Consider the following 23,388-nt stretch of genomic DNA (forward strand, 5'->3'; position numbering starts at 1 on the left):
TATCTCACTCCGCCCCGCCGAGCGTGAGGGGGCGGCCGGGCGGCAGGATCCGCACGGCGGTGGCGGGGGCGTGCCGGGCGACGGCCCGCGCGAAGCGCTCGGGCGTGCCGTCGTAGCCGAGGAAGAGGCGGTCGCGCACCGGCCCGGCGGTGAAGGCGTAGTGGACGGGCACCGCGACGGCGGGGCGGAGCACCGCGCACAGCTCCGCGGCCTGCTCGGCGCTCATGACGACCTGGCGCCGCAGCGGGCGGATGCGCAGGCCGTTGACGGGCAGCAGCGCCAGGTCGATGGGAGGGAAGCGCTCAGCCACCTCGTCCAGTTCGGGGATGCGCAGCGTGTCGGCGGCGAAGTACACCGTCGTGCCGGCGTCCTGCACGACGAAGGTGACCTCCGGCACGCCGTGCGCGGCCGGGGCGGCGGTGACGCGCAGGCCGCCGAGGTCGACGCTCTCCCACGGCTCGACCTCGATCACGCCGGTGAACCCGGCCTTGCGTGCCTTGTCCCCCATGCCCCGCTTGACGACGAAGGGCACCGAACGGTCGGGGTAGGCGGCGAAGGCGTCCACGTCGAAGTGGTCGTAGTGGTCGTGGCTGGCGACCACGGCCGCCAGCGGTGGCAGCTCGGCCGGTGTGAAGGCGAGCGGCTCGCCCCGGCGGTAGCCGCGCTTCTCCGAGAACCACGGGTCGGTGAGGACCCGCCGGCCGTCGAAGTCCAGCAGCGCGCACGCGTGGGCGACCCGGGTGATCGTGGTGGCCATGGGGCTCCTCGGACGATTCGGTTAACACCTGTAAGCTAACGATCGTTAGCCGAAAGCGTCAAGCAGGCCCCGGCCGGAAGGTGGATCATGAGGCGGGTGAACGACGAGGAGTCCCCGGCGCCCGGCGCCCGGCGGCGCAACCCCCGGGGGGAGGGCGCCCGGCTCCGCGGCGAGCTGCTGGAGGCGGCCGTCCGGCTGCTGGAGGCCCCGGACGGCGCGGCGGCCCTGACCCTGCGGGCCGTGGCCCGGGAGGCGGGCGTCGCCGCGCCGTCGGTCTACCGCCACTTCCCCGACCGCAACGCGCTGGTGGAGGCGGCGGTGGCCGGCTGCTTCGCGCGGCTCGACGACCTCCTCCTGCGGGCCGCGGCCGGAGCGCCCGGCCCGGAGGAGGCCCTGCGCGCCTGCTGCGCGGCCTACTGCCGCTTCGGGTTCGAGCACCCCGGGCAGTACCGGGCCCTGTTCAGCGCCGACCTGCCCTGGGACGAGCCGGCCCCGGCCCTGGACGGCCGGGGCGCGGGGGTCTTCGGGCGGCTGGTGGACGCCGTGCGGGCCTGCGCCGACGCCGGCGCGGCGCGTCCGGGGGACGCCTTCGCCATGGCGACGAACGTCTGGGTCGCGCTGCACGGGATCGTGTCGCTGCGCACCAGCCGCCCGCGCTTCCCCTGGCCGCCCGTGGAGGAACTCATCGAGGCGGCCTTGGCGGGCCAGGTGCGGCCGTAGCGGATCAGCCCTCCGGCCAGAGCGGCACGACGTCCGCGGCGGCGGCTACGAGGGCGGTGGCGTCCAGTTCGAGCGAGGTCTCCTCGATTCCGGCGGCCGGCCACTCCACGACGAACTGCAGCGGGCCCTCCGGCGGCAGCGGCCACAGCCAGTAGGCGTTGCTGCCCTCCAGCGTCCGGCCGCCACCCCCGCACCCGCCGCCGCCGTGCTCGGTCAGCACCGGGCCGGACGGCTCGCCCTCGTCAGAGGGGTCGCTGTCGACCGTGGTGGCCTTGGCGCCGTCGGAGAGGCGGACGCCGTAGCGGCACAGGGTGTCGGGGAGGCCCCGGCGGCGGCGGGGCATGTCGTGGCCGAAGAACGTCGTCTCGAGGTCGTCCCAGGCGTCGTCGCCCAGTCCCTCGCGGCGGGCCGCCAGGCGGACGTCGAACAGCACTCCGGTCGGGTACACGGTCGCGTGGGGCAGCGCGATCACCACGTTGCCGGTGCGGGCGAGGATGCGGCCGATCGGCACGGTCACGCCGAGGACGTCCTCGCCGGGGCCCACCCAGGGGGGCATGACGTAGTCGTCCTCGTCGTCGTCATCGTTGACGAAACTGATCGCGGAGGTGCTGAAGAAGTCGCCCATGCGGCCACGCTAAACGGCCGCCAGCAATTCCAGTAGGGGGCCGTGGAGGGCTTCTGGGGCGGCGAGGAAGAACGGCGCGCCCGCCGTCCAGGCGCGGCCTTCCAGGTCGGTGACGCGGGCGCCGGCCTCGCGGGCCAGCAGGGCGGCGCCGAGCAGGTTGCCGTCGTCGGCGCCGTACTGCCAGAAGGCGTCCAGGCGGCCCGCCGCGACGTCGGCGATCTGCCAGGACGTCGGCCCGAGGTTGCGGACGGCCGCCACGTGCGGGAGCACCGCGCTGAGCGACGCGCCGGCCTGCCTCGTCTCCTCGGGGAACGGCGGCTGGGCGGTGGTGACCACGCAGGCGGCCAGCTCCTTCTTCCTGGAGGGGCCGACGGGCGCGCCGTTCCGGGTGACGCCCCGGCCGGCCTCGGCGGCGTAGGTCTCCCCCAGGTGCGGCGAGTGCAGCACGGCCGCGACGGGTTCCCGGTCGCGGACGAGGGCCACGCTGACGCACCACTGCGGGAGGCCCTGCAAGTACTGGACGGCGCCGTCGATGGCGTCGACCACCCACGCCTCGCCCTCGTCCGGCAGGTCGGTGTCCAGCTCACCGGCCCAGGCGGCGTCCGGTCGCAGGGCGGACAGGTCGCGGCGCAGCATCTCCCCGGCGGGCCCGTCGACGGCGCGGAAGGCGGCGGCGAACTCCGGCCAGGTCGTGGCGTCCCCGGGCGGCGGCTGCGCGGCCAGCCAGGCTCCGGCGGTGCGGGCGGCGGCGGTCATCGAGGCGAGCACCATGGTGTCCTCCGTTCGGTGTGGTGACACCAGCTTCGGGCAGCGTGGTGGAAAGAGGCCGCCCGAAGCCGCGCTTATGAGCGAAACTGGCCCTCATGGAGGAGTTTCCGGCGATCGAGGTGCTCGATCTGCGCGATCAGCGGCTGATCGCGGCACTGCAGTGTGACGGCCGGCTGACCGCCGGGCGGGCCGCCGAGGTCCTCGGTGTCGGCCCCCGCGTAGTGCGGCGCCGCTGGGCGGCCCTGTTGGACGGCGACGTGGTCCGAGTGCGCGGCGTCGTCCCCTACCCGCCCGGCACGACGGCGACGCTGCTGCGCATCCGGGTGCTGCGCGGCCGGGTCGAGGCGATCGCCGCCGCCCTCGCGGCCCGCGACGACGTCCCGTTCATCGACCTGTCGGCGGGCGGCGACGAGATCGGCGCGATCGTGATCGCCCCGCCCGGCTCGCGCGGCCGTCTCCTCTACCGGCAGCTTCCAGCGACGGGCGCGGTCACCTCGGTGACGGCGCAGACCGTCCTGCACGTCTTCTCCACCGCCGACGCCTGGCGGCACGACGTGCTGACCCCTGAGGAACGCCGCGCCCTCACCCCGCAGGCCCCGCCGCCGCCCGCCGGCCCGCCCGACGACACCGACCGGCGCATCCTCGGCGTCCTGGCCGCCGACGGGCGCGCCAGTGCCGCCGCCATCGCCGAACGGACGGGCCTGCCCGACTCCACCGTCCGCCGCCGCCTCGCCGCGCGCGGGCACCTGCGCACCCAGGTGATCGTCGATCCGCGCCGGCTCGGCCTCGCCATCGACGCCAACGTGTGGATGCGGATCGAGCCGGGCCGCCTGGACGAGGTCGGCCGCGCCCTCGCCGCGCATCCGGCCGTGCACGGCGCCCTCGCCACCACCGGTGAGGCCAACCTCCAGGTCGCGGTCTGGCTGCGCGACCTGGAGCATCTGTACCGGTTCGTCAGCGGGGACCTCGGGGCGCTCGGCGTCCGCAGTGCCGACACCGTCCTGGTCGGCCGGGCCGTCAAGCGCCCCGGCTGACGCGTCAGCCCGTCAGGGCGTCCACGCAGGCGGGGCGGCGGGGGTCGCCGGCCGGGAAGCGGCGGGCGCACTCGGCCCGCACCCAGGACGAGCCGCCGCGGTGGGGCTTGGCGGCCTTGTGCCGTTGTTTGCGCGGATGCGAGACGGCGGCGGACGCGCGGGGAGCCGCCTTGGCAGGGCGGCTCGGGCGGTGGGCAGGGCGCGGTTCCGGGTCGGTTCTGTGCCGGACGGATTTGCGCCTGGGGGGAATCGAGACGGCGAGCACCGGCGCGGGCTCCTCACTGGGTCCCGTGGTGGCAGGTCCCGTGGCGGCAGGTGCTGCGGGGGCGGGTGCTGCGGGGGCGGGTGCGGCCACCTGGAGGGGGCCGCGGGGAGCATCGGTCCCGGCGCTCAGGGCGGCGATCGTCACACCGGCCGCCACGACGGCGGTGAAGGCGAGCGCGACGGGCCGCCAGGGCCGCTGCCCCGCGGGGGCGGGCCGGCTGCGCAGATGCGCGGACGGAGGGAGCTTGGAGGGCCTGCACTGGTCCATCCGGGGATCCTGACGGCTCACGGCCCGCCGGGCATGCCGTCACGGACAGTTGTTGCCAGGTTGCAATCTGTCCGGCGCGCGAACGGCGGCGCCCGCAGGGGACGCCGCCGCCGGTCATGCCCGGTCGTGCGCACCTCTCAAAGCAGGAGAAGCCGCGCCGACCTCATCAAACCCAGCGCACCTTGAGCCAGGGGCCCACGGCGGAGCTGTAGAAGATGGACTTCTTCTTGTCCAGGCGGCCGACCGCCGCGCGGACGCGGAACCTGGTGTGGTTCCAGTCGGGCATCGACCCGGCGATCCGCAGCGTCTTGCCGTTGCCCGACACGTTGACGAAGCAGTGGTCGCGGACCTTGACCTTCGGGGTGGTCAGGTCGTAGCAGAACGCGGCGCTCTTGCCGTCGCCGCGGGTGTCCTTGACCTTGGTGACCAGGAAGACGAACGAGGGGCCGTCGCCCTTGCGGGCCCAGTACCAGTGGCCGTAGACCTCGGCGCCGCGGATCGACCGGGCGCGGTACTTGTGGATCTTGCCGATCCGCTTGAAGGCGCCGCCGGCGGTGGCGGACACGGCCGCGCCCTGGAAGCCCTCGCCCGCGCGGGCGGCCGCGTGGGGGGCGGCGGTGTCGGCGCCCGCCGGGGCGGCGGTGCCGAGCACGGAGGCGGCCAGGGCCGCGGCACCGATGCCGGCGGTGACGAACTTGCGCATGAAGCAGTCCTCGCTTGGGGGAATTGGGGGGAAAAGCAAGGAATGTTACCTATGGGGCTGATCACGTCACAAGGCGGGTGCGCAAAAGTGATCGCCCCTGTTGAAGGACCCCTGGAGGGCCGGTCAGGAGCCGAGCCGCCAGGAGCGCAGGTACTCCTCCTGGTCCGGGGTGAGGGCGTCGATCGCGATCGACATGGACGCCAGCTTGAGCCGGGCCACCTCGGTGTCGATCTCCTTCGGCACCTCGTGCACGGCCGGCTCCAGGGTGGCGTGCGCGGCGGCGAGCCAGGCGCAGGCGAGGGCCTGGTCGGCGAACGACATGTCCATCACCGCGGCCGGGTGGCCCTCCGCCGCCGCCAGGTTGACCAGCCGGCCCTCGGCGAGCAGGACCAGGCGCCGGCCGTCGGCCAGGACGTACTCGTCGGCCTGCGGGCGGACGCCCCGGTGCACCGCCACCGCCAGGTCCTCCAGCGCGCGCACGTCGATCTCGACGTCGAAGTGCCCCGAGTTGGCGAGGATCGCGCCGTCCTTCATCGCGGCCAGATGCGCGCCGGTGATCACCTCGCGGTTGCCGGTGACGGTGATGAACACGTCCCCGGCCTTCGCCGCCTCGCTCATCGGCATCACGGCGAAGCCCTGCAGCGCCGCGTCCAGCGCCTTCACCGGGTCGATCTCGGTGACCACGACGCGGGCGCCGAGCCCGCGGGCCCGCTCCGACAGGCCGCGCCCGCAGTACCCGAACCCGGCGACGACGACCGTCTTGCCCGCCAGCAGCGTGTTCGTCGACCGGATGATGCCGTCCAGCGTCGACTGCCCGGTGCCGTAGCGGTTGTCGAACATGTGCTTGGTGTCGGTGTCGTTCACCGCGACCATCGGGAACCGCAGCGCCTTCTCGCGCGCCATCTGGTGCAGCCGGATGACGCCGGTCGTGGTCTCCTCGCAGCCGCCCTTGACGCCCGCCAGCAGGTCGGTGCGCTCCAGGTGCAGGATGTTGACCAGGTCGCAGCCGTCGTCCAGGACCAGGTCCGGGCCGATCTCCAGCGCCTGGTGGATGTGCCGGTAGTAGCCCTCGCGGTCGATGCCGGCGCGGGCGAACACCTGCGCGCCGTACTCGGCGGCGAGGGCGGCGGCGGTGTCGTCCTGGGTGGACAGCGGGTTGGACGCGGCGAGCGCGACCTGCGCGCCCCCGGCCTGCAGGGTCCGGATGAGGTTCGCGGTCTCGGTGGTGACGTGCATGCACGCGGCGACGCGCAGCCCCTCCAGCGGGCGCTCGGCGGCGAACCGGTCGCGGATCTGGCGCAGCACCGGCATGGTCCGGTCGGCCCACTCGATCCGCTTGACGCCCGCGTAGGCCAGCGAGACGTCGGCGATGTCACTCATACGGCCCCCCACGTGCCGGGCGGCCGCCGCACGGAGGGTGCGGCGGCCGTCCGGCCGTTCTACCGGAAGTTGATCAGTACCGGTAGTGGTCGGGCTTGTAGGGGCCCTCGACGTGCACGCCGATGTAGGCGGCCTGCTCCTTGGTCAGCTCGGTCAGCTTGACGCCGAGCGCGTCCAGGTGGAGGCGGGCGACCTTCTCGTCCAGGTGCTTCGGCAGCACGTACACGCCGACCGGGTACTCCTCGGTCTTGGTGAACAGCTCGATCTGCGCGATGACCTGGTTGGTGAAGGAGTTGGACATCACGAACGAGGGGTGGCCGGTGGCGCAGCCCAGGTTCATCAGCCGGCCCTCGGCCAGCACCAGGATCGAGTGGCCGTCGGCGAAGCGCCACTCGTGCACCTGCGGCTTGATCTCGATCTTCTCGATGCCCGGGACCTTGGCCAGCCCGGCCATGTCGATCTCGTTGTCGAAGTGCCCGATGTTGGACACGATCGCCTGGTGCTTCATCCGCCCCATGTGCTCGGCGGTGATGATGTTGAAGTTGCCGGTCGTGGTGACGAAGATGTCGACCTGGTCCACCACGTCGTCCAGGCGGGCGACCTGGAAGCCGTCCATCGCGGCCTGCAGCGCGCAGATCGGGTCGATCTCGGTGACGATGACGCGGGCGCCCTGGCCGCGCAGCGCGTCGGCGCAGCCCTTGCCGACGTCGCCGTAGCCGGCCACCAGCGCGACCTTGCCGCCGATCAGCACGTCGGTGGCGCGGTTCAGGCCGTCGATCACCGAGTGGCGGCAGCCGTACTTGTTGTCGAACTTGGACTTGGTGACCGAGTCGTTGACGTTGATCGCCGGGAAGGCCAGGGTGCCGGCCTTGGCCATCTCGTAGAGGCGGTGCACGCCGGTGGTGGTCTCCTCGGTGACGCCCTTGACCGTCGCGGCGGTCTCGGTCCAGCGGCCCGGGGTCTCGGCGATGGTGCGGCGCAGCGTGTCGAGGATGATGCCCCACTCCTCGGGGTCGTCCTCGGTGGCGGTCGGCACCGCGCCGGCCTTCTCGTACTCGGCGCCCTTGTGCACCAGCAGGGTCGCGTCGCCGCCGTCGTCCAGGATCATGTTGGGGGCCGAGCCGTCCGGCCAGCGCAGCGCCTGGTCGGTGCACCACCAGTACTCCTCCAGCGTCTCGCCCTTCCAGGCGAAGACCGGGACGCCCTTGGGCTCGGCGGCGGTGCCGTCGCGGCCGACGACGACCGCGGCGGCGGCGTGGTCCTGGGTGGAGAAGATGTTGCACGACACCCAGCGCACGTCGGCGCCGAGGTCGACCAGCGTCTCGATCAGCACGGCGGTCTGGATCGTCATGTGCAGCGAGCCCATGATCTTGGCACCGCGCAGCGGCTGCGTGTCGGCGTACTCCTTGCGCACCGCCATCAGACCGGGCATCTCGTGCTCGGCGAGCCGGATCTCCCGGCGCCCGAAGTCGGCCAGCGAAAGGTCGGCGACCTTGTAGTCCATGCTGTGGTTGCTCCTTGAGTCCGCGTGACGGCCGCGACACGAAGGGGACGCGCGGGGCCGGATCACCGCCGAGTCTAGGCGGGGCGGCGGCCGCGGGGCACGGCCGAGGGCGACTTCCTGACACGGATTTGTCAGAATCGGCCCCATGCGTATCACGGAGGCCGCCCGCCGACTCGGTATCTCGCCTCGCATGCTCCGCTACCGCGAGGCCCTCGGCCTGCTGCCGCCGACCCGGGAGAAGGCCGGACCCGGCCACCGCCGGTTCGGCGACGCCGAGCTGCGCGCCGTCGCGCTCGCGCTCGCCCTGGAGAAGCGCTACGACATCGGCCCCGCCGAGCTGGCGTTCGGGCTGCGCGTCCTCGCCGAGCCCGAGGTGCAGGCGCGGGTGCGCGAGCTCGGCGAGCGGATGGGCCGGCTGTCGGCGCCGCCCGCCCGCTACCTGGACTTCGAGAAGGAGAAGGCGCTGCGGCTGCTGCGCCCGCCCGCCGGACGGCCGCGCCCCGGCGGGCGCTGAGAGATCACTCCCGGCCGGTCACTCCCCGGCGGCGCCCGGGACGACCACGCCCGACTCGTACGCCAGCATCACCGCCTGCGCCCGGTCGCGCAGCCCGAGCTTGGTGAACACCCGCGCCACGTGCGTCTTCACGGTGTGCTCGCTGACGAACAGCCGCGCGGCGATCTCGCCGTTGGACAGCCCGCCCGCGATCAGCACCAGCACCTCGTTCTCGCGGGCGGTGAGCGTGGCCAGCTCGGCCGGGGCCTGCGGCCGGTGCCGCCGCTGCCTGGTGAACTCGCGGATGAGCCGCCCGGTGACCTGCGGCGCGAGCAGCGAGTCGCCGCGCGCGACGACCCGCACCGCCGACACCAGCTCGTCGGCGGTCGCGTCCTTCAGCAGGAAGCCGCTGGCGCCGCAGGCGAGCGCGTCGTAGACGTACTCGTCCACGTCGAAGGTGGTGAGCACCAGCACCCGGACGTTCTCGGCCCACGGCTGGGCCAGGATGCGGCGGGTCGCCTCGATGCCGTCCATGCCGGGCATCCGGATGTCCATCACGACCACGTCGGGCCGCTCGCGTTCGGCGAGGCGGACCGCGTCGTTGCCGTCGCCGCCCTCCCCCACCACGGTGATGTCGGGCTGGGCGGCCAGCAGCGCGGCGAAGCCGGCGCGCACGATGGTCTGGTCGTCGATCACGAGGACCTTGATCATTGCGGCCCTCCGGGGCGGTCAGCGCGGCGCCTCACGAGCGGGATTCCCCTCCCTGTCCAGCGGAAGCTCGGCCTCCACCACGAACCCGCCCTCGGTGGCGGGGCCGGCGGAGAACCGTCCGCCCAGCATGGTCGCACGTTCGCGCATCCCGACGAGGCCGTGGCCCGATCCCGCCGGGTCGTCCAGCACGGCGGTACGGGCGGCGGGCCGCTCCCGGTTCAGCACCATCGTGGGCGCGGCCGCGCCGTCGTCGCGGACCCGCACCTCCAGCCGGTCCGGCAGGTACATCAGATCGACCTTGACCTCCGCGCCCGGCGCGTGCCGGCGGGCGTTGGTGAGGGCCTCCTGGACGATCCGGTACGCCGACAGCTCCACGGTCGTCGACAGCGCGCGCGGGTCGCCGTGCACCGCCAGGTCGACCTGGCCGCCCGCGCCGCGGTGCTGGTCGATCAGCTCCGAGAGCCGGTCCAGCCGCGGCTGCGGCGCCGACTCGGGCTCGGGCTGGGCGTCGGCGCGCAGCACGCTGAGCAGCCGGCGCATCTCCACCAGCGCCTCCCGGGCGGTCCGGGCGATCTCGGTGTAGCCGGCGCGGGCCTGCGGGGACAGCTCGTCCATGGTGTAGGGCGCGGTCTCCGCCTGCACCGCGATCATGGAGACCGAGTGCGCGACGACGTCGTGCAGCTCGCGGGCGATGCGGGCGCGCTCGCGCATCACCGCCTGCTCGCGCTGCACCGCCATCAGCTGCGTCAGCGTCTCGCTGGTGCGCTCCTGCGCGGCGGCCTCGGTGCGGCCCGCCGACTCCACCACCCGGCGCGCGTCGCCGAGGCCGATCGCGGCCAGCACCGCGACGACGGCGGCGGGCCAGGGCACGTCGTCCAGCGTGCCGGTGGACAGGTAGACGACCGCGACGGTGGCGGCCGACCCGGCGGCGAGCACGCCGGTGGACTGGCGCGGCAGCCGCCGGCCGAGCGCGTACAGGGTGTACAGCGCCGCGACCGTGGTGGTGATCAGCAGCACCTGGCCGGTGAGCAGGCTGGCCGCGAACGCGGCGAGCGCGACGGCCGCGACCGGCCGCAGGTACTCGCGGCGCCACACCAGCGGCAGCGTCGCGGCGACCGCGAACGCGCCCGGCACGCTGAGCGGGGACGCCACCCGCGGCGCCAGCTCGGCGAGCGCGGCGACGGTGAGGGCGAGCCCGGTCAGCGGGGCGAAGTACCAGGAGTCGGCCACCTCCACCCAGATGTGGATCCACCGCGGCAGCGGGGCCGTCGCGGTCACCCCCGGAGCCGGGGGCGGGCCGCCGTTCAGTTTCGCGCCGATGCGGGCGCCGAGCGGCCGCAGCACGCGGCCGATGCCGGTCAGCACCCACAGCAGCAGCTGCCCGACCCCCGCGACGATGCGCCCCGACAGCCGCCACGCGTGATGCGCGATGGCGGGGCCGAAGGCGGTCGGGGCGGGGCTGTCGGGCCGGTCGTCACTGCTCACGAGTCCATAGTGGCCCCTGCGCCCGCGCGACCACGTCACCTCGGGGTGCCACAGGCCGCCTCACCTCCCGGTGCCAGGGACCGGGCCCTCATCCCCCTGGAGGACGACACAGGGTCCCTCCTTTCGGGGGACGTGCGGGCCACCTGCGCGAACGTAGTGTTCTTCCTGTGGCCGCGACGGCGGCGCGACCGGCCAGGGGGTCCGGATGCGCCGCCGCGGTCACACCAGAACCGTCCGGTGTTCAGGGGTCCGGACGGGACGCATGGGAAGGCGCCCTTGCCGGCCGGCCGCGCGTGCCCCTCATGGGACACGACCGGTCATGCCTGGGCTGGGGACGATCGGCGCACTGGCCGGTCGGCGAGGGAACGGCCTTCCCGCCGCCTTGGGCGAACGATGCCCTTCGCCCGATGCCCTTTCTGAACGGTGACGGGTCCTTTGCCACCGGTGCCCCACCTCTCGCCCATCGCGTTGATCAAGCTCCCCGAGAATCGATCTCCGGGGGCTGTCATGACCTTTTTCCGCACCACCGTCGTGCTCGGCGCGGCCACCGCGCTGACCGGCGGCACGCTCACCGCGGCGGCGGCCGAGTGCCGCTGCTGGCGCTACGTACGGCCGCAGGGCCGGCCGTCCGACACCGTCCTCACCGATGTCACCCAGCCCGCGCCGGGCGCCGGCTGGGCGGTCGGGCGGCGCGGCAACGCCCCGTTCGCGGTGGTCTGGGACGGGACCCAGTGGCGCGAGACCCTCGTCCCGGCCGCACCGGAGACGATCATGGAGGGTGTCTCGGCGGCCTCGCGCCGGGACGCGTGGGCCGTCGCGGCCCACAAGGGCGACATCGGCAGCGTCTTCCGCTGGGACAGACGGCAGTGGCGCCAGAGCCCCTTCCCGGGCACGCCACGCGATGTGAGCGCGCGCGCGAACGACGACGTCTGGATCGCCGGATCGGCCAAGGGCAAGGCCGCCGCGTGGCACTGGAACGGCAAGGCGTGGCGGCGGGCGCCGATCGCGCCCGTCACCGGCGAGCTGACCGCCGTCTCGGCCCGCGGCCGGGCCGACGCCTGGGCGGTGGGCAGCCGCGACGACCGCCCGCTGATCATGCACTGGAACGGCCGGTCCTGGACGTCCCCGCCCGGCGCGGCGCGGGGCGGCCGCGCCTGGCTGACGGACGTGGTGGCGCTGTCCCCGGCCGAGGCCTGGGCCGTGGGCGCGACGGCGACGGCGCCGCTGGCCGAGCGCTGGGACGGCCGCTCCTGGGCGCCCGTCCCCGTCCCGGGCCTGAAGGGCCGCTTCGACACCGTCGCCGGCGACGGCCGCGGCGGCGTCTGGGCCGGCGGCGAGGACGACGGCGGCCGTCCGATCGCCGCGCACTGGGCGGACGGCCGCTGGGACGTCTCCCGGCCGCCGGTGCCCGACCCGAGCGGCGACGACGCCGACTCCGGACCGGCCGCCGTGCTCGGCCTCGCGCGCGTCCCGGGCACCACGCGGATGACGGCTGCCGGCTCCTACGGCCGCCACGCCGACCCGCTGCGGCACGCCATCACCTGGACGACCGCGCCCCGCCCGCGCTGAAATACGCGGGCGCCCGCCGTCCGGAGAACGGCGGGCGCCCGGCGGGACACGGCGTCAGGAGGTGGCGGTGCTCCCCGGCCTGGCCTGGCGGCAGTCCGCCGGGTCCAGCGCGGGCTCCAGGTAGATCAGCTTGGCCTCGGGGAACTCGCCGCGGATCTTGGCCTCGGCGGCGTCGATGCCGCGCGCGACCTCGGCCGCGGTGTCGTTGTGGTAGACCGCGATCTTGGCGGCGATCAGCAGCTCCTCCGGCCCGACGTACTCGGTCAGGATGTGCATCACGTGGTCGACCTCGGGCACCGACTCCAGCGCCGCGATGATGCGCCCCTCCTGCTCGGGGTCGGCGCCCTCGCCGATCAGCAGGCTCTTGGTCTCGATCGCCAGGATGGTGGCGACCGCGCCGAGCAGCACGCCGATCGCGACGGTGCCGACGCCGTCCCAGACGCCGTCGCCGGTGACCACCGCGAGCGTGACGCCGATCAGCGCCAGGATCAGGCCGATCAGCGCGGCGAAGTCCTCCAGCAGCACCACCGGCAGCTCGGGGGCCTTGGCGCGGCGGATGAACTGCACCCACGACTTGTCGCCGCGCAGCGTGTTCGACTCCTTGATCGCGGTGCGGAAGGAGTAGCCCTCCAGCAGGATCGCGAAGATCAGCACACCGAACGCCCAGGCCGGCGACTCGACCTTGTGCGGGTCGGCGATCTTGTGGAAGCCCTCGTACAGCGAGAACGCGGAACCGACCGTGAACAGCACGACCGCGACCACGAAGGCGTAGAAGAACCGCTCACGGCCGTAGCCGAACGGGTGCTTGGGCGACCGGTCGCGCTCGGAGCGCTTGCGCCCCAGCAGCAGCAGGCCCTGGTTGCCCGAGTCGGCCACCGAGTGGATCGACTCGGCCAGCATCGAGGACGAGCCCGTGAACACGAAAGCCACGAACTTCGCCACCGCGATACCCAGGTTGGCGCCCAGCGCGGCGACGATCGCCTTCGTTCCGCCCTCTGCACTCATCTACACAATCCTCGCTTTGAGCTCTTGGATGGCCGACACGGGCGTCGGGTCGACCCCCAACGCGATAGCCAAGTAAACCGTGACGTAGTCCGCCAAGGCGATCAAGGACGCGATCCGCTCCAGGGGGTGCTCCCCCTCGGCGACGATCTCGGTGACGGCCACCCCGCGCGCCCGCGCCAGCTCCACCGACACCGCGCGCCGCTTGGCGACCTGCGGATGCTCCTCGGTGTCGCGCAGGACGACCAGGTGCAGGCCGTGCTCGGCGTCCTCGGACCGGTCCCGGAAGAAGTCGTCGACGTCCGCGCCGCGGGCCGCGCCCGCGAAGAAACCGTCGAACGCCACCACCTGGTTGTGGTTCGCCTCGGGCAGGTCGCCGAAGACGCCCGGGTACTTGGCGTTCTCGTTGAGCTGGCAGCAGAACCGGTACGCGGCCGTGCCCGCCAGCGCCGACGACCCCCACACCATCGGGATGTCGCCGACCAGCTCCGCGGCGATCCGCTTGGCCGGGTTCACGAACGTCTCGCTGGCCGGACGGCAGCGGTGCGCCACGTCCTCCAACCGCGCCGCGACCGACTCCAGCAGCTCGTCGGAGGCGTCCACCAGGCCGAGCTCGCGCGCCGCCAGGACCAGCGGCACCGTGAGGCCCCACAGCGTGGAGCGCGGCTGCCCGACCGAGCGCACCGGCACGAACAGGCCGCGGTTCTGCGCCGACAGATCGGCCAGCGGCGAACCCTCGCCGCCGACCGACAGCAGCCGGCAGCCGCGCCGGGCCGCCTCGGCGGCCACCGCGAGGGTCTCCTCGGTGGAACCCGAGCACGACACCGCGATCACCAGGTCGGCCGCGCCGACCCAGCCGGGCAGCCGGTAGCCGCGCACGGTCACGATCGGCACCGGGCAGCCCGTCCCGCACACCGCGGCGAGCACGTCACCCGAGATCCCCGAACCGCCCATGCCGGTGATCACGATCGCGCGCGGCCGGCCGTCGGCGGCCAGCCCCGCGAGGCCCGCCTCGGCCGTCAGCCGCCGCGCCTCCCGGATCTGCGCCGCCGACGAGGCGACCTGGCGCAGCATCCCGCCCGGGTCGGCGGCCTCGATCGCCGCGGCGTCGCTCAGCCGCCCGACATCGACACCGTTCACCGTGCTTCCCGATCGGCTGCGGGGCGCCTTACGGCGCCGTCTTCCCTCGTCGCGGGCTCCTCGGTCCGGACGGCGCCGCGCCCCTTCGCCTCACTCACCGTGCTTCCCGATCGGCCGCTGCCTCCCGCGCGCTCACGAAGCCGGCGTCCGGGCCTCGTCCACCAGCAGCACCGGGATGCCGTCGCGCACCGGGTACACGTAGCCGCACTCGCCCGTGCAGACCAGCTCGTCGGCGGCCTCGTCGGCCCGCAGCGCCCCCTTGCAGTTCGGGCAGGCCAGGATCTCCAGCAGCCAGGAGTCGAGCTTCACCGTCACTTCCCCCTCACAATGGCCAGCACCTCGTCGCGGATCGCCGTCATGGTCCGCTCGTCGGCGGCCTCCGCGTTGAGGCGCAGCAGTGGCTCGGTGTTGGACGGCCGCAGGTTGAACCACCAGTCCGCGGCGCCCACCGTCAGCCCGTCCAGTTCGTCGATCGTAACGCCGGGGCGGTCCTGGAACGCGCGCCGGACCTGCTCGGCGGCGGCCGCCTGGTCGGCGACCTCGCTGTTGATCTCGCCGGACGCGCTGTAGCGGGAGTACTCGCCGAGCAGCTGCGACAGCGTCCGCTCGGACTGCTCGCCGAGCGCGGCCAGCACGTGCAGCGCCGCCAGCATGCCCGAGTCGGCGAACCAGAAGTCGCGGAAGTAGAAGTGCGCCGAGTGCTCGCCGCCGAACACCGCGCCGGTCTCGGCCATCGTCTGCTTGATGAACGAGTGCCCGACCCGGGTGCGCACCGGCGTCCCGCCGTGCTCGGCGATGATCTCCGGCACCGCGCGGGAGGTGATCAGGTTGTGCACGATCGAGGCGCCGGGGTACTTGGCCAGCTCGCGGGCGGCGACCAGCGCGGTGATCGTGGACGGCGAGACGATCTCGCCGCGCTCGTCCACCACGAAGCAGCGGTCGGCGTCGCCGTCGAAGGCCAGCCCGATGTCGGCGCCGGTCTCGCGGACCTTGGCCTGCAGGTCGCGCAGGTTCTCCGGCTCGATCGGGTTGGCCTCGTGGTTGGGGAAGGTGCCGTCCAGCTCGAAGTACAGCGGGACCAGGTCGATCGGCAGCCCGGCGAACGTCGGCGGGACGGTGTGGCCGCCCATGCCGTTGCCCGCGTCCACCACGACCTTCAGCGGGCGGATGCCCGACAGGTCGACCAGCGTCTTCAGGTGGTCGGCGTAGCCGCTCAGCAGGTCCCGCCGGGTGATCGTGCCGGGCTTGCCGTCGTGGGCCGGGACGCCCTGCGCCACCAGGTCGCGGATGTCGTTCAGGCCGGTGTCGCGGCCGATCGGGCGGGCGCCGCCCCGGCACAGCTTCATCCCGTTGTAGCGGGCCGGGTTGTGGCTCGCGGTGAACATCACGCCGGGCAGGTCCAGCGTGCCGCTGGCGTAGTAGAGCAGGTCGGTCGAGCCGAGCCCGGCCTCGACGACGTCGGCGCCCTGCGCGGTCGCGCCGCGCGCGAAGGCGGCGGCGAGCGGGGCCGAGGAGGCGCGCATGTCGTGCGCGGTGACGACGGCGGAGGCCCCGGTCACCCGCACGAAGGCCGCGCCGACCGCCTCGGCGGTCGCGGCGTCCAGCTCCGCCGGCACCACGCCGCGGATGTCGTACGCCTTGAAGATCTTGGCGAGGTCGCCCACTCCTGCCCCCTGTTCCCGTCGTCCTTGCGGCCCCCGAGCCTACCGGCGCGGCCACAGCGGGAGGGCCGGGGCCGCACTACCCGGGGAGCCTCGCCGCGCTCAGCGGACCGGGCCTCCAGAGAGGGACGGCCTCGGGGCCCAAAGGGAGCGGCTTCGCTGCGGGCGGGCTGCGCCGCCCAGCCGCCCAAGGGGACGCCCGGAGTCCGGCAGAGGCGGCTCCGCCACGAGCCGGGCTGCGCTTATGGGGGGACGCCCGAAGCCCGGAAGAGGCGGTTCCGCCGTGAGCCGGGCTGCGCTTACCAGGGGGAGACGCCTGGAGTCCGGAAGGGGTGCCTTCGCTGCGGGCGGGGCCGAACCGCCCGGGAGGGGACGCCCTCACGCCCCCGGAAGGGCGGCTTCGGTGCGGGCGGGGCTTATTCCTGGACGGGCTGGGTGCCGGCGGGTTCGGAGCGCAGGACGCGCAGGTGGCCGCGGCGGCCCACCTCGGTGCCCTGGCCGACCGGTTCGGCGCCGGGCGCGCCCGCCGGGCGGGCGGCCTCGCGGACGGCGTCGGCGAGGGCCTCCAGGTCGTCGGCGCTCGGCTCGGTCTCGGTCTCCACCGGCAGCCGGACCAGCTCCCAGCCCATGGGCGCGGTGAGCCTCTCGGAGTGCTCCGCGCACAGGTCGTAGCAGTGTGGCTCGGCGTACGTGGCGAGAGGCCCCAGGACAGCGGTGGAGTCGCGGTAGACGTACGTGAGCGTGAACACTGCGGGCGCCTTGCAGGCGGTGCGGGAGCAGATGCGGACGGGGCTCACGATGGCCGACCGTACCCCGCTCCCGCCGTGTCCGCCACCACCCCGGTGCACGTGTCGCCGTTACCGGTCAATTTCCCCGGTAACGATTACATAGCGTGGCGCGCCGGGCGCGCGGGGCCGTCGCCCGGGCGGACCGCGGGGCGTGGCGGTAGGCTGGGGCACGTGCGATCCCGTGTGGTTGGCGTGCGGCGCCGCGACCGGCACGGCCGCGGCCTCCGCGGCCCGCTGACGCCCCCGCAGGCCCCGGTCTCCCGCACCCGCGCCGAGCGTTTCGACGACCTGGTCGCGGGCGAGGTGGCGCGGCTCGGCGGCCGCTGGGAGCGCGAGCTGGCGCAGGTGGAGTTCGTCGTCGAGGACGTCCCCGACGTCGGCCCGGACCCGGTGGACACGGTGCCGCTCGGCGGCACCGAGCCCGGCGAGCCGGGCCGCCCGGTCCGCATCGTGGTCTACCGCCGGCCGGTGGAGGCGCGCGCCGAGGGCGAGGCGGCCACCTCCCGGCTGATCCGCGACGTGCTGGTGGAGGAGGTCGCCGACCTGCTGGGGATGTCCCCCGAGTCGGTCGACCCGAGCTACGACTCGCCCGACGACTAGCGCGCGCCGACCGGCGGCAGCCAGGTGGTGCGGGCCGCCGGGACGAGCGGCAGCACCGTGATCCGGCCGTCGGCGACGGTGGTGCGGGCGGCGTGCACCGGCCCCGATCCGGCCAGCGGGACGACCGTCATGCCGGTTCCGCCGGCGGCGAGCGGCCGCTCCACCGTCCGCCCCGCCGGGACGTCGATGCGTGTCCCGGCGACCTGGACGTGCGCGGGCCCCTCCGGCGCGGTCAGGCTGAGCCAGGACGGCAGGCGGGCGTCGGCGGCGAACGCGCCGTCCGCGCCGAGCGGCGGGGTGGCCGTCCCGTAGGCGACGTCGCCGCCGCTCGCGACGGAGAACCCGGCGGCGACGGGGCGGTCGGCGGTGAGCCGGACGGCGGCGGGCCGGCCCGCCAGGGCGCGGTCCAGGTCGACGGTGGTGACGGTCCGGGCGGGCGCGTCCAGCACCTCCTGGCCCTGCGGGGCGAACGCGCCCTGCCCGGTGAGGACCTGGATCCGCACGCGGGCGTCGGCGTCGCCGGGGACCGCGACGGCCAGCCGCCGCGCGCCCGGCCCGCCCGGCACCCCCGGGACGATCAGCGCGCGGGCCGGTTCCGGGGCGAGCGGCAGCCAGTCGGCGCCCCGCCCGGCCCGGGCGTGCGCCGACGCCGCGACCCGGCCCACGGTGGCGTGCACGCGCAGCGCGAGGTCGCGGGCGCCCGCGACGATGTCGCCGAGGCCCTCCCCCGGCGCGCCGAGCCGCACGACCCTGGTGGCGTGCGGGGCGACGGGGACGCCGCGCCCGTCGGGGGTGTCGAGCGGGCCCTCGCCGGACAGCGCGGTGATGTCGACCGCGGCGGTCCGGTCGTCGGCGTTGGCGAGGTGCAGTTCGAGGCGGGCGCCGGCGGCCGGGCCGGGGCCGAGGAACCACAGGTCGGTGCCGGGCGCCGCGCAGCGGACGGCGGCGAGGCCGCGGTCGGTGGTGCGTTCGGCGGCCAGGCCGGCGGCGAGGTCGCCGTCCGCCCGGACGACGACGGGCCCGGCGCGGTCGCCCGTCCAGGCCGCGCCCGGGGCGTTGGTGGCGGCGAGCGTCGCGCCGCCGGCGGCCGTGACGGCGAGGCGGCCGGGCCGCTGCGGGAGCGCCCGCACGGTCGTGGTGCCGTCGCCGCCGGGGCAGGCGGCCAGCGCGAAGGTGATCGGCACCCGTGTCCCTGCGGGGGCCTGGCGGGCGGCGGGCCGGGACAGTTGCGCCGCCCCGTACAGCGCCGCGACCGCGACCGGCACGAGGAGCGCGGGGGCGAGGCGGGAGCGGAGGTCCATCATGGGACCGGCTCGTGCCGGACCTGGACGCGGCGGCGCCGGGCGCCCGGCAGCGCCAGGGCGATCACCAGCAGCGTCCCGGCGCCCTGGAGGACGAGCCAGATGTGCCGCAGCAGCATGCCGCGCCGCTCGTCGAACACGCCCCCGGCGGGCGGGATGCGGTAGCCCTGCGCCCAGCCGTCCACGGTGGTGGACGCGGCGTCGCGGCCGTCCAGGGTGGCGTGCCAGCCGCCGTCCGCCGGTTCGGCCAGCAGCAGCGTGCGGGGGCCGCCGGGCGGGATGCGGACGGGGCCGTGCGCGGGCAGCGGGGTGACGGCGGCGCCGTCCAGCAGCATCCGGCGCCCGGCCGGGGGCTGGACGCGCCAGGCGGCGAACTCGGTGGTGCGGCTGAGGCGGGTCAGTTCGGGTGCGGCGTCCAGCACGGCGGTAAGAGGCTCACGGCCTGGATAGCGGACCATGACGTACTGGACACCCATCCGGGCGAGGGCCGTGCCGTCGTCGCCGGGCCGGGCCCCGGCGAGCGCGGCGGCGAGGCGGTCCATGCGGCGCCGGGCGCGGTCGTCGGCCGGGGTCTCGGCCTCGCCGAGCACGGGGGCGGCGCCGCGCAGCACGGTGTAGGTGACGCGGCCGTCGGGGTCTTGGCGCAGGGCGAGGGTGCGGGGGCCTTCGGGGCCGTTCAGGTAGGCGGGGAAGGCGTCAGGGTCGACGCGCCCCAGCGGCCCGTCCCGGCCGTTGCCGATCCAGGACGCGGCGGCCAGCAGCGGTGTGCTCACCACCGCCGCGAGGATCAGTGCCGCGACGAGCCGGTGCGTCCGCAGCGCGCGCCGCACGGCGGCGGTCGCGGCGGCCAGCAGCCCGACGGCGGCGGCCAGCAGTGCGACGCCGGGCCAGGCGGGGGCCGCGTCGGCGCCCTTGGTCACGGTCATGGCGGACGCCAGGATCGCGACCAGCACCCCCGCCAGGGCCAGCAGCCAGCCCGTCAGCACGACGCGGCGGCCGCTGCGGGCCCAGAGCGCGCAGCCGGCCGCCAGCGGCAGCCCGAGCATGATCCAGGGCGCGGGCGTGCCCGGCCCGCCGGGGTTCAGGGTGAGCAGCCCGGCGGCGGTCGCGGGCGGCGTGGCCGGCGCGTGCAGGCCCGCCTCCAGCAGGAACCGCGAGGGGTGCCGGAGCAGGCCCGCCGTCCAGGGCAGGAGCAGCAGCGGCGGGACGCCGAGCGCGATCACCAGGTGGCGGCGGACGCGCCCGCCGGGCCGTCCGAACAGCGCCCAGACGGCCGCGCCGCCGAGCGCCGCGAGCAGCCACGCCAGCGGGACGAACGCCAGTACGACGGTGAGCAGCAGGGCCGTCGCCCACGCGGCCCGGCCCGCGGGCCTGGCGTCCGCGGTGAGCATCCGGGACGCGGTGAGAGCGATCAGCGGCAGCAGGACGGCGACGACGGCGGTGCCGAGGCGCCCGCCGGAGATGGCGCCGGTCGCGGGCGGGAGCAGCGCGTACGTCGCGGCGAACCAGACCCGCAGCGCCGCCGCGTCGCGCGGGATCAGCAGCCGGGACGCGCGGTAGGCGGTGAGGCCGGCCAGCGGGACGCTGCCGAGCAGCAGCAGCGAGATCAGCAGCCACGGCTTGCCCAGCAGCAGCGTGGACAGCGCGGCGAGGACGGCGATGTAGGGCGGGCTCCCGGCGGACGAGCCGAGGCCCGCCGGATGCCATCCCGACAGGTACTGCCCCCACAGGTCGCCCGCACCGCCCGGGGCGGGCACCAGCGCGCCGCCGCCGAGGGCGCCGCCCGCCGGCACCCGGGACCGCTCGGCCGCCACCGTGATCACACCGAGGCCGAGCACGAGCGGCGCGGCGGGACGGGCCAGCAGGCGGCGCACCGGGCCCGGCCCGCGCGGGGCCGGCGCCTCGTCCCCGCCGAACCGGCCGGCGACCGCCTCGGCGGCGCGGCGGAGCGCGACCCGGCGCGGCAGGAAGCGGCGGACCGCGCGGTACGCCTGCGCACGGCCCTTGGCGCGCGCCGAGCGCATCCGCCAGAACCCGACGGGGGCGCCCAGCACGCCGCCGAACGCGGCCAGCTCGTCGCGGGCGGCGTCGGGGCGCTTGACGGCCAGCAGGCAGAGCGCCCGCACCAGCGCGGCCCAGCCGTTGCGCAGCAGGGCCTGCGGCAGGCGGCGGGCGGGCAGGTTGCCGAGCAGCGCGTAGAGGGCGTTGCGGCGGTCGCGGCGGCGGTGGCTCCCGGCCACGGCGCCGGTCTCGCGCAGGCCCCGGCGGGACGCCTCGGCGTGGTGCACGACGGCGTCGCCCGCGAGGACCACCCGGTGGCCGGCGGCGTGCGCGCGCCAGCAGAAGTCGACGTCGTCGCGGAACAGGCCGAACGCGGGGTCGAAGCCGCCGAGCCGGTCCCAGGCGTCGCGGCGGACGAGCATCCCGGCGCTGCCGACGGCCAGCACGTCCCGGACACCGTCGTGCTGGCCCTGGTCGTACTCGCGGCCGTCCAGGCCGGTGTGGCGGCGGGTCGCGCCGTCGATCGCCACACCCGCCTCCAGCAGGACGGCCCGGTCGTCCCAGTCGCGGACCTTGGGCCCGGCGACGGCGATGCGCGGGTCGGCGCCGGCGGCGCGCAGCAGGCAGGCGAGCGCGTCGTGCGCCGGCGCGCAGTCGTCGTGCAGCAGCCAGAGCCACTGCATCGTCTCCGGCGACGGCCCGGGGAGGTCGCGCAGCGCTTCGGCGACGGCCGCGCCGTAGCCGGTGGCGCGGGGCAGGGTGCGGACGTTCCCGGCGCCCGCGACCTCGGCGAGCACGGCGGGGCCGCGGTCGCGGCTGCCGGTGTCGGCGACGGTGAGCCGGTCGGCCGGGCGGGACTGGGTGAGCAGCGCCTTCAGCGCCGCGGGCAGCCAGCGCGCGCCGTCGTGGACGACCAGGACGGCGGTGACGTGGTGACGATCGAGAGTGGGCGACACGGAACCGCGCGATCTCGTGGGGGAAAGCCGTCAGCCGTGCCGCCCCGAAGGGCCGCACGGCTGACAACTGTACGCGTGACCGCCAGGAACCTTCCCGAATCCCCACATATCATCCGGGTCTTGCCTGGGGGTCTTCCCGCGGTCGCGCTCCGTTCACTCCGCCTGGATCAGACGGCCTGGCGCTTCAGCTTGCGACGTTCCCGCTCCGACAGTCCCCCCCAAATACCGAAACGCTCATCATGCTGAAGCGCGTACTCCAGGCACTCCGCCCGAACCTCGCATGCCCGGCACACCTTCTTGGCTTCACGAGTGGACCCGCCCTTCTCCGGAAAGAACGCCTCCGGGTCCGTCTGCGCGCACAGGGCACGCTCCTGCCAGCCCATCTCTTCGCCGTCTGTGCCGTGCGCCAGCGGGATCACTACCTCGCTCACAGCGCACCTCCTAGCCCGTGGAGCCCCCTGGTCAATGCCTTCCCTCGAGCTCCGTCCCCCGAGAAGGCATAGAACTACACCCACGAAATTACACGTGTGTAGTACCCGCTCCGTCAAGCGGAACGAGTTTGTCATGGGGCAATGAGGGGTTTTTGGGGTATCGGCTGCGATCTGCTTTGACCAGAGATCAGATAATCACTGCATCACTGAGGTGGACGGTTGTCGCGATACCAATCGCCACCCTCGCCCTGCTGCCCCTCGCCCTGTCGGGGCTGCTGACCATACCCCTGCTGACCAAGACCATGCGGGGTCCCCGTGGAACCGGGCTGGTTAGGGTCCGGTTCGCCCGATCCGCCGTAGGCACGGGTCCATTCGCCCATGCTCTCGTCCTCGGCCTCCTGCGCCGGCCCCGGCTGCGGGGAGGCCTGGTACTGCTGCTGCTCCGGCTGACCGTACTGCTGCTCGGGCTGGCCGTACTGCTGGTACTGCTGCTGCGCGTACTGCTGCTGGTCGTAACCCGCCGGCTGCGTGCCCTGCGGGTTGCCCTGCTGTCCGAACTGCTGGCCGTACTGCTGGTACTGCTGCTCTTGCGGCTGCCCGTACTGGGGCTGCTGCCCGAACTGCTGGGGCTGACCCTGCTGGTACCCGAAGTCGGGGTAGCCGCCCTGCGGCATCTGCCCGGCGGGCTTCGGCCGCGGCGGCATCATCCCCTGGAAGACCGTGAAGACGAACCAGCCGGCGACGCCGACCACCGCAAGCTTGGAGGCCCCGTACAGGAAGACCGCCAGCTTGGAGCCCGCGCCGGCGTACTCGGAGCTGACGAGCATCGCGCTCAGCCAGCACACGACGCCGAACAGCGCGATGCCGCCGAGGATGCCGAGCGCCCCCATCGTGATCGTGCGGGCCTGCCCGCTCTCGGCCGGCCAGTTCACCAGCGCGACCGCCAGCACCAGCAGCGCCACGGTCGCGACCTGGGTGAAGAAGCCCGACTGGGTCTCGCCGAATGCGCGGTAGGTGAATCCGCCGCCGCCCACGAACAGGGCCATCAGGCCGGCCAGCAATTGCAGGCCCGCGGAGACGAGCAATACCCAGGCGGCCGGTTCGCGCAGGCGCTGGACGGCTTCCTTGTTCACGACGGCATCTCCCGACAGAGGCAATCCGGATTACATCGCAAAGCTTTGCACATCACGCCCCCCACCGTCTCTTCCCGCCACCCACCGGCCGAGC

At 74.8% G+C, this 23,388-nt stretch carries 23 protein-coding genes; 5 read left to right on the forward strand and 18 right to left on the reverse strand.

The window, feature by feature from the left end:
* Nucleotides 1–4: 4 nt before the first annotated feature.
* Nucleotides 5–757 carry an MBL fold metallo-hydrolase gene (locus ACRB68_RS26075; RefSeq protein WP_153536748.1) on the reverse strand — a complete coding sequence of 251 codons (753 nt, stop codon included), beginning with the start codon at nucleotides 755–757 and terminating at the stop codon, nucleotides 5–7.
* An 87-nt stretch (nucleotides 758–844) separates the two neighbouring features.
* Here ACRB68_RS26075 and ACRB68_RS26080 point away from each other — a divergent pair, with 87 nt between their 5' ends.
* Nucleotides 845–1,477 (forward strand): TetR/AcrR family transcriptional regulator, encoded by a 633-nt coding sequence (locus ACRB68_RS26080; protein ID WP_153536750.1) that lies wholly within the window; start codon nucleotides 845–847, stop codon nucleotides 1,475–1,477.
* Between the two features lie 4 nt (nucleotides 1,478–1,481).
* On the opposite strand, the gene ACRB68_RS26085 is transcribed toward ACRB68_RS26080, so the two are convergent.
* The gene (locus ACRB68_RS26085) at nucleotides 1,482–2,102 is read right to left on the reverse strand and encodes a hypothetical protein (protein ID WP_153536752.1); all 621 of its coding nucleotides are present in this window, start codon (nucleotides 2,100–2,102) and stop codon (nucleotides 1,482–1,484) included.
* A 9-nt stretch (nucleotides 2,103–2,111) separates the two neighbouring features.
* Nucleotides 2,112–2,873 carry an inositol monophosphatase family protein gene (locus tag ACRB68_RS26090; RefSeq protein WP_235959884.1) on the reverse strand — a complete coding sequence of 254 codons (762 nt, stop codon included), beginning with the start codon at nucleotides 2,871–2,873 and terminating at the stop codon, nucleotides 2,112–2,114.
* Between the two features lie 92 nt (nucleotides 2,874–2,965).
* On the opposite strand from ACRB68_RS26090, the gene ACRB68_RS26095 reads away from it, so the two are divergent.
* Complete coding sequence (locus tag ACRB68_RS26095; protein WP_153536754.1) at nucleotides 2,966–3,904, forward strand: AsnC family transcriptional regulator; 939 nt, start codon at nucleotides 2,966–2,968, stop codon at nucleotides 3,902–3,904.
* Between the two features lie 4 nt (nucleotides 3,905–3,908).
* On the opposite strand, the gene ACRB68_RS26100 is transcribed toward ACRB68_RS26095, so the two are convergent.
* The 4 genes from ACRB68_RS26100 to ahcY (ACRB68_RS26115) form a co-directional block, all read right to left on the reverse strand.
* Complete coding sequence (locus ACRB68_RS26100; RefSeq protein ID WP_153536756.1) at nucleotides 3,909–4,436, reverse strand: hypothetical protein; 528 nt, start codon at nucleotides 4,434–4,436, stop codon at nucleotides 3,909–3,911.
* A 166-nt stretch (nucleotides 4,437–4,602) separates the two neighbouring features.
* The gene (locus ACRB68_RS26105) at nucleotides 4,603–5,139 is read right to left on the reverse strand and encodes a hypothetical protein (protein ID WP_153536758.1); all 537 of its coding nucleotides are present in this window, start codon (nucleotides 5,137–5,139) and stop codon (nucleotides 4,603–4,605) included.
* 123 nt (nucleotides 5,140–5,262) lie between these two features.
* Nucleotides 5,263–6,519 carry an adenosylhomocysteinase gene (ahcY, locus tag ACRB68_RS26110; protein ID WP_153536760.1) on the reverse strand — a complete coding sequence of 419 codons (1,257 nt, stop codon included), beginning with the start codon at nucleotides 6,517–6,519 and terminating at the stop codon, nucleotides 5,263–5,265.
* Nucleotides 6,520–6,592: 73 nt separating this feature from the next.
* Nucleotides 6,593–8,023, reverse strand: a complete 1,431-nt coding sequence (ahcY, locus tag ACRB68_RS26115) for an adenosylhomocysteinase (RefSeq protein ID WP_153536762.1) — start codon at nucleotides 8,021–8,023, stop codon at nucleotides 6,593–6,595.
* 145 nt (nucleotides 8,024–8,168) lie between these two features.
* Between ahcY (ACRB68_RS26115) and ACRB68_RS26120 the strand changes: the two genes are divergently transcribed.
* Nucleotides 8,169–8,537 (forward strand): MerR family transcriptional regulator, encoded by a 369-nt coding sequence (locus ACRB68_RS26120; RefSeq protein WP_153536764.1) that lies wholly within the window; start codon nucleotides 8,169–8,171, stop codon nucleotides 8,535–8,537.
* Between the two features lie 18 nt (nucleotides 8,538–8,555).
* On the opposite strand, the gene ACRB68_RS26125 is transcribed toward ACRB68_RS26120, so the two are convergent.
* Both ACRB68_RS26125 and ACRB68_RS42585 read right to left on the reverse strand, forming a co-directional pair.
* Nucleotides 8,556–9,227, reverse strand: a complete 672-nt coding sequence (locus ACRB68_RS26125; RefSeq protein ID WP_153536766.1) for a response regulator — start codon at nucleotides 9,225–9,227, stop codon at nucleotides 8,556–8,558.
* Nucleotides 9,228–9,245: 18 nt separating this feature from the next.
* Nucleotides 9,246–10,712, reverse strand: coding sequence for a sensor histidine kinase (locus tag ACRB68_RS42585; protein ID WP_328594788.1), 1,467 nt, complete (start codon nucleotides 10,710–10,712; stop codon nucleotides 9,246–9,248).
* 507 nt (nucleotides 10,713–11,219) lie between these two features.
* On the opposite strand from ACRB68_RS42585, the gene ACRB68_RS26135 reads away from it, so the two are divergent.
* Complete coding sequence (locus ACRB68_RS26135) at nucleotides 11,220–12,281, forward strand: hypothetical protein (protein ID WP_153536770.1); 1,062 nt, start codon at nucleotides 11,220–11,222, stop codon at nucleotides 12,279–12,281.
* Nucleotides 12,282–12,335: 54 nt separating this feature from the next.
* Here ACRB68_RS26135 and ACRB68_RS26140 read toward each other — a convergent pair whose 3' ends face one another.
* From ACRB68_RS26140 to ACRB68_RS26160, 5 genes are all read right to left on the reverse strand, one after another.
* Nucleotides 12,336–13,286, reverse strand: coding sequence for a cation diffusion facilitator family transporter (locus tag ACRB68_RS26140; RefSeq protein ID WP_153536772.1), 951 nt, complete (start codon nucleotides 13,284–13,286; stop codon nucleotides 12,336–12,338).
* Entirely contained in the window at nucleotides 13,287–14,423 is a 1,137-nt protein-coding gene (locus ACRB68_RS26145) for a bifunctional phosphoglucose/phosphomannose isomerase (RefSeq protein ID WP_328594789.1), read from the reverse strand.
* 132 nt (nucleotides 14,424–14,555) lie between these two features.
* Nucleotides 14,556–14,738 (reverse strand): Trm112 family protein, encoded by a 183-nt coding sequence (locus ACRB68_RS26150; RefSeq protein WP_328594790.1) that lies wholly within the window; start codon nucleotides 14,736–14,738, stop codon nucleotides 14,556–14,558.
* Nucleotides 14,735–16,087: a phosphomannomutase/phosphoglucomutase gene (locus ACRB68_RS26155; protein WP_328594791.1), complete on the reverse strand. Its 1,353-nt coding sequence runs from the start codon at nucleotides 16,085–16,087 to the stop codon at nucleotides 14,735–14,737. Before ACRB68_RS26155 ends, ACRB68_RS26150 begins: the two co-directional genes overlap by 4 nt.
* A gap of 413 nt (nucleotides 16,088–16,500) precedes the next feature.
* Nucleotides 16,501–16,881, reverse strand: coding sequence for a DUF3499 domain-containing protein (locus ACRB68_RS26160; protein ID WP_328594792.1), 381 nt, complete (start codon nucleotides 16,879–16,881; stop codon nucleotides 16,501–16,503).
* 162 nt (nucleotides 16,882–17,043) lie between these two features.
* Between ACRB68_RS26160 and ACRB68_RS26165 the strand changes: the two genes are divergently transcribed.
* On the forward strand, nucleotides 17,044–17,472 hold the full coding sequence (locus tag ACRB68_RS26165; protein ID WP_328594793.1) for a metallopeptidase family protein: 429 nt from the start codon (nucleotides 17,044–17,046) through the stop codon (nucleotides 17,470–17,472).
* Here the strand turns inward: ACRB68_RS26165 and ACRB68_RS26170 are convergent.
* The 4 genes from ACRB68_RS26170 to ACRB68_RS26185 all read right to left on the reverse strand — a co-directional run bounded on the left by ACRB68_RS26170 (nucleotide 17,469) and on the right by ACRB68_RS26185 (nucleotide 23,294).
* Nucleotides 17,469–18,776 carry a DUF5719 family protein gene (locus ACRB68_RS26170; protein ID WP_153536774.1) on the reverse strand — a complete coding sequence of 436 codons (1,308 nt, stop codon included), beginning with the start codon at nucleotides 18,774–18,776 and terminating at the stop codon, nucleotides 17,469–17,471. The two genes, ACRB68_RS26165 and ACRB68_RS26170, sit on opposite strands and share 4 nt — an antisense overlap.
* Nucleotides 18,773–21,730 (reverse strand): glycosyltransferase family 2 protein, encoded by a 2,958-nt coding sequence (locus ACRB68_RS26175; protein ID WP_328594796.1) that lies wholly within the window; start codon nucleotides 21,728–21,730, stop codon nucleotides 18,773–18,775. The genes ACRB68_RS26170 and ACRB68_RS26175 overlap by 4 nt, the downstream gene beginning before the upstream one ends.
* Before the next feature lie 167 nt (nucleotides 21,731–21,897).
* Nucleotides 21,898–22,113, reverse strand: coding sequence for a WhiB family transcriptional regulator (locus ACRB68_RS26180; RefSeq protein ID WP_153537861.1), 216 nt, complete (start codon nucleotides 22,111–22,113; stop codon nucleotides 21,898–21,900).
* A gap of 251 nt (nucleotides 22,114–22,364) precedes the next feature.
* Nucleotides 22,365–23,294, reverse strand: coding sequence for a hypothetical protein (locus tag ACRB68_RS26185; RefSeq protein WP_153536775.1), 930 nt, complete (start codon nucleotides 23,292–23,294; stop codon nucleotides 22,365–22,367).
* Between the last annotated feature and the right edge of the window lie 94 nt (nucleotides 23,295–23,388).

It is taken from the genome of Actinomadura macrotermitis, assembly GCF_009604375.1.
Lineage (GTDB): Bacteria > Actinomycetota > Actinomycetes > Streptosporangiales > Streptosporangiaceae > Spirillospora > Spirillospora macrotermitis.